The organism is Inhella sp. (genome assembly GCF_041912635.1).
Lineage (GTDB): Bacteria > Pseudomonadota > Gammaproteobacteria > Burkholderiales > Burkholderiaceae_C > Inhella.
The window spans coordinates 230,149-240,188 of sequence record NZ_JAYRMO010000001.1 but is presented as its reverse complement, the minus strand read 5'-3'; the positions used below and the strand labels follow the sequence as shown (position 1 = coordinate 240,188).

Annotated in this window: 6 protein-coding genes; 2 read left to right on the top strand and 4 right to left on the bottom strand. The window is 72.1% G+C overall.

Annotated elements, in window-relative coordinates; translation table 11 throughout:
• Positions 1-136: 136 nt before the first annotated feature.
• Both ACE3QP_RS01050 and dnaX read right to left on the bottom strand, forming a co-directional pair.
• Positions 137-463 (bottom strand): YbaB/EbfC family nucleoid-associated protein, encoded by a 327-nt coding sequence (locus tag ACE3QP_RS01050; protein ID WP_198110233.1) that lies wholly within the window; start codon positions 461-463, stop codon positions 137-139.
• A 2-nt stretch (positions 464-465) separates the two neighbouring features.
• Positions 466-2,361 (bottom strand): DNA polymerase III subunit gamma/tau, encoded by a 1,896-nt coding sequence (gene dnaX, locus ACE3QP_RS01045; protein ID WP_374432844.1) that lies wholly within the window; start codon positions 2,359-2,361, stop codon positions 466-468.
• A gap of 121 nt (positions 2,362-2,482) precedes the next feature.
• Between dnaX and ACE3QP_RS01040 the strand changes: the two genes are divergently transcribed.
• Both ACE3QP_RS01040 and ACE3QP_RS01035 read left to right on the top strand, forming a co-directional pair.
• Positions 2,483-4,405, top strand: a complete 1,923-nt coding sequence (locus ACE3QP_RS01040) for a S46 family peptidase (protein WP_374432842.1) — start codon at positions 2,483-2,485, stop codon at positions 4,403-4,405.
• A 4-nt stretch (positions 4,406-4,409) separates the two neighbouring features.
• On the top strand, positions 4,410-5,324 hold the full coding sequence (locus ACE3QP_RS01035; protein ID WP_374432841.1) for an alpha/beta fold hydrolase: 915 nt from the start codon (positions 4,410-4,412) through the stop codon (positions 5,322-5,324).
• A 15-nt stretch (positions 5,325-5,339) separates the two neighbouring features.
• Here ACE3QP_RS01035 and ACE3QP_RS01030 read toward each other — a convergent pair whose 3' ends face one another.
• Complete coding sequence (locus ACE3QP_RS01030) at positions 5,340-6,341, bottom strand: HD-GYP domain-containing protein (protein ID WP_374432839.1); 1,002 nt, start codon at positions 6,339-6,341, stop codon at positions 5,340-5,342.
• A complete protein-coding gene (locus ACE3QP_RS01025; protein ID WP_374432837.1) occupies positions 6,338-9,949 on the bottom strand; it encodes an MHYT domain-containing protein in 3,612 nt (1,203 codons plus the stop codon). Before ACE3QP_RS01025 ends, ACE3QP_RS01030 begins: the two co-directional genes overlap by 4 nt.
• Positions 9,950-10,040 lie beyond the last annotated feature (91 nt).

Here is a 10,040-nt window from a genome sequence, read left to right as displayed (position 1 = left end):
GGTCCTAGACCGAAGGCGGCATTCAGCGCCTTTCTTTTCCCCCCTTTTCTTTGGCGCAGCAAAGAAAAGGGGGTCGCCTGCCGGGGCGAAATCCCGGCGGGGTCTGGGAGAGGCCAAACCGGCACGCCCAAGTAGCTCAGAACGGGAACTTCATTCCTGGCGGAAGCGGCATTCCAGCGGTCAGCTTGCCCATCTTCTCCGAACTGGTCTCCTCGGCCCGGCGCACCGCGTCATTGAAGGCCGCGGCCACCAGGTCTTCCAGCATGTCCTTGTCGTCGGCCAGCAAACTGGGATCGATCTGCACGCGGCGCACGTCGTGCTTGCAGGTCATGGTGACCTTGACCAGACCGGCGCCGCTCTGGCCTTCCACCTCGATGGTCGCCAGCTCTTCCTGGGCGCGCTTGAGGTTGTCCTGCATGGCCTGGGCCTGCTTCATCAGGCCGGCGAGTTGGTTCTTCATCATGTTCAGTTCTCCGACAAGGGGCGCACCGTGCCGGGCACGATGCGCGTGGTTTCGAAATGGCGCTTCAGCGCGGCCAGCTCGGCCGAGTTCGCCACGGCTTCTTCGGCCGCCACCTGGCGGGCCGCCTTGGCCGCCGCTTCGCGCAAGGCCGGGCTGTCAGTGACGGGGCCGACCTCGGTTTCCAGCTTCACCGGCACGCCGGCATGCTCGGTCAGAGCCGCTTCCAGCTTGGCGGGGCCGGGCGCCATGCGCAAGGCCTCGGCGCTGACGCGCAGCTTGATCTGCCACTCGCTCGCACCGCGCTGCAGGCGCAGGCATTGCCCCTGCATGCCCAGGGTGCGCGCCAACGCGGTGATCTGCAGCTCGGCCAGCAGCGCCGCCCAGGCCTCGCCCTCGGGCGTGGGCTCCAGACCAGGCGTGCTGGCAACCGGGGCGGCGGGCTCATCGGCCAGCAGCGGTTCCTCAAAGGCGGCCTGCGGCGCTTCCATTTCCTCGGCGGGCAGGTCCAGCCAGGGCGGAGCGTCGTCGTCTGCGGCGCTGCTGGGCAGCGGCTGCGCAGCAGCTGCCGCTTCGGCACGCGGGGCCGGCGAGGGGGCGGGCTGTGGCGCGGGTTGCGGTGCCGGCCGCGGCGGCGTGACCGGCGTGATGCGCTCAGGCGCGCGCACCGGGCTAACCGGAGAGATCCGCTCCACCGGAGCGGCGGCAGCGGGCAAGGGTGCCGCCGGAGCGGGCACCGGCACGTTGAGGCGCGCAGTGGCAGGCGTGCGGCGCAGCGGCGCGCTGCTGGGGGCCGGGTCACCGGCCGGGCGGAAGGCCAGCACGCGCAGCAGGATCATCAAGAGGCCGGCGTGCTCGTCGGGGCTCAGCGCCAGCTCGGGCCGGCCCTGCAGCAGCAGCGCATAGGCCAGCTGCAGGGTGTCGGCCGCCCACAGCCCGGCCAAGCGCAGGGCCTCGGGGGTGTCGGGGTCCTGGGCTTCCAGCGCCTCGGGGGCGGCCTGGGCCAGGGCGATCAGCTGCAGCCAGCGGGCCAGCTCGTCCAAGGCGCCCGGGGCGCCATGGCCGGCGGCGCGCAGGCCGTCCACACCGGCCACCAGCGCGGCGGCATCGGCATGGGCCAGGGCATCGAGCAGGTCCAGGGCCTGGGCGCGCGGCGTGCTGCCCAGCATGCCCAGCACCTCGGCCTCCTTCAGCTGACCGGCGCCGAAGGCAATCGCCTGGTCGGTCAGCGAGAGCGCATCGCGCATCGAACCGCGCGCGGCACGGCCCAGCAGGCGCAAGGCGCCGGGTTCGGCGGGGATGTTCTCGGCCTGCAGCACCGTGGCCAGATGCTGCGCCACCAGCGGCGGCGGCAGCGGGCGCAGGTTGAACTGCAGGCAGCGGCTCAGCACGGTCACCGGCACTTTCTGCGGATCGGTGGTGGCCAGCACGAACTTCAGGTACTCGGGCGGCTCCTCCAGCGTCTTCAACATGGCGTTGAAGGCGTGGGTGCTGAGCATGTGCACCTCATCGATCATGTAGACCTTGGTGCGGCCCACCACCGGCTTGTAGACGGCCTGATCGAGCAGCTGCGAGATCTCCTCGACGCCGCGGTTGCTGGCGGCATCGAGTTCGACGTAATCGACGAAGCGCCCGGCATCGATGTCCCGGCAGGCCGGGCAAACGCCGCAGGGTTCGGCCGTGACGCCCCCCTGGCCATCCGCCCCCTGGCAGTTCAGCGCTTTGGCCAGGATGCGCGAGACCGTCGTCTTGCCCACCCCGCGCGTGCCGGTGAACAGATAGGCGTGGTGCAGGCGGCCGCTGGTGAGGGCATTGCCCAGGGCCTGGGTCACATGTTCCTGGCCGACCAATTCCTGGAAGCGACGGGGGCGGTACTGGCGGGCGAGGACTTGGGCGCTCATAGAGGGGCGGATTCTAGGGAGGCTGTCGGGCTATCCTGCCCGCCCCTCCCGCCTGCCCAAACCCATGCGCTCGCTGTTGCTTCTCCCGTTCTTGTTTGCCTCCGCCCACGCCGCCGAAGGCATGTGGCCCCTGGACCGCTTGCCGCACGGCCCGCTGAAGGAGCACCTGGGCCGCGCGCCCGATGCCACCTGGGTCGCCAAGCTGCAGGGCGCGGCGCTGAACCTGGACGGTGCATCGGGCAGTTTCGTCTCGCCCCAGGGCCTGGTGCTGACCAACCACCATGTGGTGAGCGACTGCATCGACCGCCTGACCAGCGCGCAGGCCGATCTGGCCAAGCATGGCTTCGTCGCCGCGACGCCCAAGGACGAGAAAAGCTGCCCCGGCATGACGGCGCGCCTGCTGATCGGCATCGACCCCGTCAGCCTGCCGGCCGAACCGGCTGCGCGCGTCAGCGCCCTGGCCAAGCTGGACGCCAGCTGCCCGAAGGAGCAGCATTGCGAGCTGGTCTCGCTGTACGGCGGTGCGGTGCAGCAGCGCTACCGCTACCAGCGCTACACCGATCTGCGCCTGGTGATGGCGCCCGAGACCCAGGCCGCCAATTTCGGTGGCGACGACGACAACTTCGCCTACCCGCGCTTCGCCTTCGACTTCGCGTTGCTGCGCGTCTACCACCAGGGCAAGCCGGTGCGCCCCGCGCATTGGCTGCGCCCGGCGCGCGCCGCCCTCAAGCTCGGCGACGCCGTGTTTGTGCCCGGCCACCCTTGGCAGACCGACCGCCTGCTGACCGTGGCCCAGCTCGCCGCCCTGCGCGACGCCCAGCTGCCGGCCGAGATTGCCACGGCGGAGGCCGAGCAGGCCCTGCTGCACCGCTATGCCGCCCAGGGCGAGGAGCAGGCGCGCCAAGCGCTGGAGCCCATCAACGCGCTGGAAAACGGCCTGAAGGCGCGCCGCGGCGAGCTGGCGGCACTGAAGGACCCCGAGCTCTTCGGCGCCAAGCAGCGCGAGGAGAACCTGGTGCGCGGCCGCGCCGCCAGCGAACAGCCCTGGCAGGTGGTGGCCAAGGCCGCGGCCGCTCAGCAGCGCCTGGCGCGCGAACTGGTGGCCATGCGTCCGCCCTCGGGCACGCTGCTGGAAGACGCCCTGGCCCTGGCCGGCCTGCAGCTGGAAGCGCGCCGGCCCGAGGGCCAGCGCCTGGAGCGCTTCAGCGCTGCGGCCGCACGCGAGGCCGCCGAGGCCCTGAAGGCCGAACACCCCCTGCACCCGGTGCTGGAGGAACTGCGCCTGGCCGGCTACATCGAACGCAGCGAACAGGCGCTGGGCGCGGCCGATCCCTGGGTGCGCACCCTCAAGGCCGGCCAGCCCGATGCACGCAGCGCGGCGCGCCAGTGGCTGGCTGGCACGCAGATCGGCAGCGCCGCGCAGCGCGCCCGCTGGCTGGCCCTAGAGCCTGCGGCCTTCGATGCCGTGGACGACCCGATGCTGCAACTCGGCCGCCAGCTGCACGCGTTGCGCCGTGGCGTGCTCGACGCCTATGCCCGCGAGGTGACGCAGCCCGTGCGCACCCAGGCCGACCCGCTGGCCCAGACGCGCTGGAGCGTGCTGGGCGACGGCAGCCCGCCCGACGCCACCGGCACCCTGCGCCTGTCCTTCGGGCGGGTGGCCGAGGTGGCCCTGGGCGGCCTGCGCCAGCCCTGGTTCACGACGCTGGACGGCCTGTGGGCGCGCACCGACGGCTTTGCCGGCACCAGCCCCTTTGATCTGAGCCCGCGCCTGGCCGCGCTGCGCCGCGAATTGCCCGGCGCCACGCCGCTGAACTTCATCTGCACCGCCGACATCGTGGGCGGCAACTCCGGCTCACCCGCCGTCGACAGCCAAGGCGACTGGGTGGGCGTGGTGTTCGACGGCAACCTCGACTCGCTGGCCGGGCGCTTTGCGTTCGACGAGCGCAACAACCGCGCGGTGGTGGTGCACCAGGCGGCCATCCGGCTGGCCTTGCGCCAGCTCTACTCGGCCAAGCATCTGGCCGAAGAACTGGGGCTGTAAGACCATGCGCAGCTGGAAAGTTCTGCTGGCTTGCGGCCTGCTGGCCGCCCTGCCCATGGCCTGGGCGCAGGAAGACGCGCCACCCGCACCAGTGGCACCGCCCGCCGAAGTGGCCGCCCCGGACTGGTCCCCGGTGCTGACCGAGATCGACGGGCTGGCTGTCGAGTACGCGGTGCACCGCGTTGCACAGCCGCGCGCCACGCTGGTGTTCGAGAACGGCCTGATGCTCACGCTCGACACCTGGCGCGCCGTGGTGGCGGCGTTGGGGGACTGCTGCAATCTGCTCGCCTACCACCGCGCCGGCATTGGCCGCAGTGCACTGGCGCCCACGCCGCAGCCGCCCGAACAGGCTGCAGCGCGGCTGCAGCAACTGCTGCAGCAGCAGGGGTTGGCGCCGCCCTATGTGCTGGTCGGGCATTCGCTGGGCGGGCAGTACGCCCAGCTGTTTGCGCGCCAGTACCCGGAGCAGGTCGAGGGACTGCTGCTGGTGGATGCGCTGCCGCCGGGCGCCGTCAAACCCGCGGCCGACTTCCCCTGGTTCACGCGCCTGGGCCTGTGGCTGTTCGCCCCGGCCGCAGCGCGGCGCGAGATCGCCGGCATCCACGACCTGGGCGAGCGCCTGCTGGCCGAGCCCGGCGCATTCGGCGGGCCGATGATCCGCCTGGTGGCCCTGCCCGATCCGCGCGCCGCCAAGCCCCAGGGCCTGGTTCGCGACCTGCTCAAGGGCGTGATCTACGCCGAGGATTTCGGCGTCTGGGCGGTGGATCCCGAGCTGGCCGAACGCCAGCTGGACCGCCTTTACCCACAGGCCGAGCTGCGCCAGTTGCAGGCCCACCACCGCGTGCAGGAGGCCGCGCCGGAAGCCGTGGTCGCGGCCATCCGAAGCCTGCTCGGGCGGCGCGCCGCGGGCCCGGGCTGAGGGCAGCGCCGCGGCTCAGTCCGGCCAGCGCTCGCGCAGCGCCAGCACGCTGGGCAGCAACTCCAGGAACAGCGTCACCAGTTCGGGGTCGAAATGCTTGCCGGCCTCGGCCTGCAGCAGCGCGGTGGCCTTTTCCACCGGCCAGGCGGCCTTGTAGGGGCGCGCGCTGGTCAGCGCGTCGAACACATCGCACAGGGCCACGATGCGGGCTTCCAGCGGAATGGCTGCGCCCGCCAGGCCCTGCGGATACCCGCTGCCATCCCATTTCTCGTGGTGGTGCAGGGCCACGCGGCGCGCCATCTGCAGCACCAGGGCCTCGTGCTCGCCGATGATCTCTGCGCCGATCTCGGCGTGGCGACGCATGTGATCCCACTCGGCCGGGTCCAGCGGGCCGGGCTTGAGCAGCACGGCGTCGGGAATGCCGATCTTGCCGACGTCATGCATGGCGGCGGCGTTGAGCAGGTCGTCGGCCTCGTCGTCCGTCATGCCCAGGGCCTTGCCCATCAGCTGGGCGGAGTGGCTCATGCGCATCACATGGCGGCCGGTCTCGTTGTCGCGGTACTCGCCAGCTCGGCCCAGGCACTGCACGATGGCCAGGCGGCTGGCGCGCAGCTCGCTGCTGGCCACCAAGGAGAGGTGGGTGCGCACACGGGCCAGCACGATGGGCGGGCTGACGGGCTTGGTGAGGTAGTCCACCGCGCCGGCGGCAAAGCCCTCGGCCTCGTGGGCAGGGTCGGAAAGCGCCGTCACGAACAGCACCGGAATGCCGCGCAGCGCGGGATCGGCCTTGAGGCGGGCACAGACCTCCAGGCCGGTGAGCCCGGGCATCATGACGTCGAGCAGGATCAGCTGCGGCCGCTCCTGCGCGGCCAGCTCCAGCGCCTTGAAGCCGTCGCGGGCGAAGGCCAGGCGGTAATGCGCCTGCAGGATCTGGCGCAACACCTGCAGATTGGCGGGTTCGTCGTCGACCAGCAGCAGCTTGGGGCGGCGGTCTTGGTGGGGGTCGGCCCAGTTCATGGGTGTGGCTCCTTCAGCGCCGCCAGCAGGCGGCGGGCTTGCTCGAATTCAAAGTCTGCCAGCGCGGTTTCCAGGGCCTGGCCGCGCTGCGGCCCCAGGGCGGCCAGGATGCGCTGAATCAGCGGCTCCGGCAGCTCGCCCTGCGCCAGCGCCTGGTCCAGGGCCTGCAGATCGGCGGGTTCAGGCTGCCTCGGCTGGGGCGCGGAAGGGCTGGGTTCCGGATTGGCTGCTGCCGGCAGCGCCGCCCACAGGGCCTGCAACTGGGCGCGCAGGCCGACCCATGCGGTGGCGGGGTCGGACGCAGCGCCCTGCTCCAGCGCCAGCAAGGGCGCGGAAAGCACGCCGTAGCCCAGATTGGCCAGGGTGCCGCGCAGGCGGTGCGCCCAGGCGGCGTCCTCCTGGCCCGCGGGCCAACGCGCCAGGGCGTCGGCCAGGAAGCGCTGCAACTGCTCGCGCAGCAGGCGCGCGTCGCCCCAGCGCCGCAGGCCCTCGCTCCAGTCGTGCCCGGGCGGCAGCAGCGCCGCTTCGGGTTGCGCGGCCGTGGCGGCGGGCTCGGCCGGCTGCGGCTGCAAGCCCAGCACGCGCGCGATCTCGGCGGTCAGGTCCGGCCAGTCAATCGGCTTGGTGGCAAAGCCGTCCATGCCGGCCTGCTCGGTGAGGTCACGGTCGCCCTGCATGGCGCTGGCGGTGAGCGCGATGACGGGCAGGTGCGCGCCGCTCTGGCGCTCGCGTTCGCGCAGGGCGCGGCAGACCTGCAGGCCGTCCATCTCGGGCATCTGCACGTCCAGCAAGGCCAGGTCGAAGCGACCCTCATCGAGCCGTTGCAGCGCCTGCACGCCGTGCACGGCCGTCACCACCTCGTGCCCCATGCTGCGCAGGCGCAGCTCCAGCAGGCTGAGGTTCTCGGGCACGTCGTCGGCCACCAGGATGCGCAGCGGCGGCAGGGTCACGCGTTCACGAGCGGTGTGCGCGGCCTGCGGCTCTTCATCCGTGGCGGCCAGCGGCAGGCGCACCCAGAAGCGCGAACCCTGCCCCAGCGTGCTTTCGACACCGATCTCGCCCCCCATCAGCTCGCAGAGCTGGCGCGCGATGGTGGTGCCCAGGCCGGTGCCGCCGAAGCGGCGGCTCATCGTGGCATCGGCCTGCGCAAAGGGGTCAAAGATGTGTTCAAGCCGGTCGGGCGCGATGCCGATGCCGGTGTCGCGCACCGCCAGCTCCACCCGGCCATCGTCCAGCGGGTGGGCGCTCAGCTTGACCTCGCCCTGCTCGGTGAACTTCACCGCGTTGCCGGCCAGGTTCATCAGCACCTGGCGCACGCGCAGCGGGTCGCCCAGCACCTGGGTGGGTAGGGCGGGGTCGAGGTCCAGCGTCAGCGCCAGGCCCTTGCGGCGGGCGTTCAGGCCCAGGGTCTGCACCACGTCCTGGCAGAGCTGCGCCAGCGAGAAGGGGCGCTGCTCCAGCGTCATGGCGCCCTGCTCCATCTTGGCGGTGTCCAGGATGTCGTTCAGCAGGCCCAGCAGCGCGCGCGCCGAGCGCTGTACCGTCTGCATGTGGCGGCGGGCGTCGGCGGGCAATTCGCCGTCCAGCACCACCTCGGTGAAGCCGATGATGGCGTTCATCGGGGTGCGGATCTCGTGGCTCATATTGGCCAGGAAGGCGCTCTTGGCGTCGGCGGCCAGCTCGGCGCGCACCTTGGCCTGGCGCAGGTCCTGCTCCAGGCGGTGGCGGTCGGTCAGGTCGGTGATGAACTTGACGATGCGCAGCGGCTTGCCGGCCGCGTCCAGGATGGGGTTGTAGGTGGCCTGGATCCACACAGGGCGGCCGTCGCGCCCGACACGCTCGTACTCGCCGCTGCGCACCTCGCCGCGGCGCAGCGCAGCCCAGTGCTCGCGGTAAGCCGGGCTGTGCAGCTCCATGGGCAGGCACAGCAGGCGGTGGTGGCGGCCCAGCAGCTCCTCGGCGCTGTAGCCGAACAGCTGCAGGAAGCGCTCGTTGGCGTGCACGATGCAGCCGTCCAGGTCGAACTCCACCACCACCAGGGCGCGCCGGATGGCAGCCAGCACGCCCGCGAACTCGGCATTGCGCAGGCGCGCCTCGGTCACGTCCAGCACCAGGGCGTCCACCCGGCACAGCGGGGAATCCGGCAGGGCCGATAGCGTGCCGGTCTCGGCCACCCAGCGCACCTGGCCATCACGGCGCAGGATGCGGTACTCCAGCTGGTAATTCCCAAGGCGCGGCGGGCCGCGGCGGGCCAGGCTGCCCCCCACGGCGAGATCGTCCGGGTGCACGAGCAGGTCCAGCCCCTGCGCCGCCCCCACCAGCTCGTCGGCGCGCCAGCCGCTCAGCGCCTCGATGCCCTCGCTGACGAAGCGCAGTTCGGTGCGGCCGCTGGCGAAGTCGTGCACGCCATGGGCGGCCACGCCGGGCAGGTTGGCGATCAGGCTGCGGTGCTCCTGCTCGCTGTCCTGCAGGGCGCGTTCGACGCGGCGACGCTCACTGATGTCGGTAACAAAGGCCACGCCCATTGCGGCCTCGCCGCCGCCGGCCTCGGCATGGCCCAGCGCCAACCGCAGCGGGATGAGGCTGCCGTCACGGCGCCGGCCGCTGCACTCGGCCACGGCGCGGCCACGCGGGCGCAGCTCGGCCGCGGCGGGCACCCAGTGCTCCAGCGTCTGGCCCACCAGGTCTTCGCGGCGGGCGCCGAAGATCTGCAGCGCCGCAGCGTTGGCGTCCAGGATGGTGCCGGCCGCATCCATGCGCAGCACCCCATCCACCGCCACATCGAACAGCGCCTGCAGCTGGCTTTCATTGCGCTGCAGCGCCATGAAGAGCTGGCGATGGCGCAGCGCCGCGCTGACCAGGGCCGCCAGCGCGCTGACCACCACGGCCATGAAGGCCACGCCCATCGCCAGCCCGAGGTTCTGTTCCAGCGCCGAGCCGCTCACCTGTTCTTCCAGGCCGACGAAGTGCGCCGCCCGCATGGCGGCGTAATGCATGCCGGAGATCGCGCCACCCATCACCAACGCGGCCAGCAGGTCAGCGCTGCGCGCCCCCAGGCCGGGTCGCCTTTCCAGCGCGTGGCGCACCCAGAGCGCCGTCACCGCCAGGCCCACGGCAATCAGCAGCGAGGCCAGGAACCAGGCGGGGTCGTAGCGCAGCAGGGCGTTCGAGCGGATGGCCGCCATGCCGCCAAAGTGCATCAGGCCGATGCCCACCCCCATCAGCACGCCACCGCCCAGCAAGCCCACGCGGCTCTGGCGCGCGCTGGCCAGCACCCTCAGGGCCACCCAGGCCGCCGCCATGGCGGGCAGGACCGAAAGAGCCGTCAGCCAGGGCTCGTAGCGCACCGTGGTGCACACCTGGTAGGCCAGCATGCCAATGAAGTGCATCGACCACACGCCCGCCCCCAGCGTGACGGCGCCCACCAGCAGCGCGCCCCTGCGCAGGCCGGGCGTGGGGCTGCTGCGCGCCTTGTCGGCCAGCTGCAGCGCGAAGTAGGACGCCACCGCCGCCACCAGCAGCGACAAGGCCACCAGCCGCAGGTCGTAATCCCCCTGGGGCAGGATCTGGCCCCGGTGGGCCTCAAGCAGGAAAAAGCGGTCGAGCAAGGTGCGGGCCCTTGGGGGTGGGGAGCGTTCGGCCCATTCTGGAGGGCGCGGCCCGCCCGCGCCCGGCGTCGGGGCATCGCCCCGGGATTCC

Coding starts and splice junctions, on each gene's coding strand:
- ACE3QP_RS01050 (WP_198110233.1), bottom strand. CDS start 463: ATGATGAAGAACCAACTCGCCGGCCTGATGAAGCAGGCCCAGGCCATG.
- dnaX (WP_374432844.1), bottom strand. CDS start 2,361: ATGAGCGCCCAAGTCCTCGCCCGCCAGTACCGCCCCCGTCGCTTCCAG.
- ACE3QP_RS01040 (WP_374432842.1), top strand. CDS start 2,483: ATGTGGCCCCTGGACCGCTTGCCGCACGGCCCGCTGAAGGAGCACCTG.
- ACE3QP_RS01035 (WP_374432841.1), top strand. CDS start 4,410: ATGCGCAGCTGGAAAGTTCTGCTGGCTTGCGGCCTGCTGGCCGCCCTG.
- ACE3QP_RS01030 (WP_374432839.1), bottom strand. CDS start 6,341: ATGAACTGGGCCGACCCCCACCAAGACCGCCGCCCCAAGCTGCTGCTG.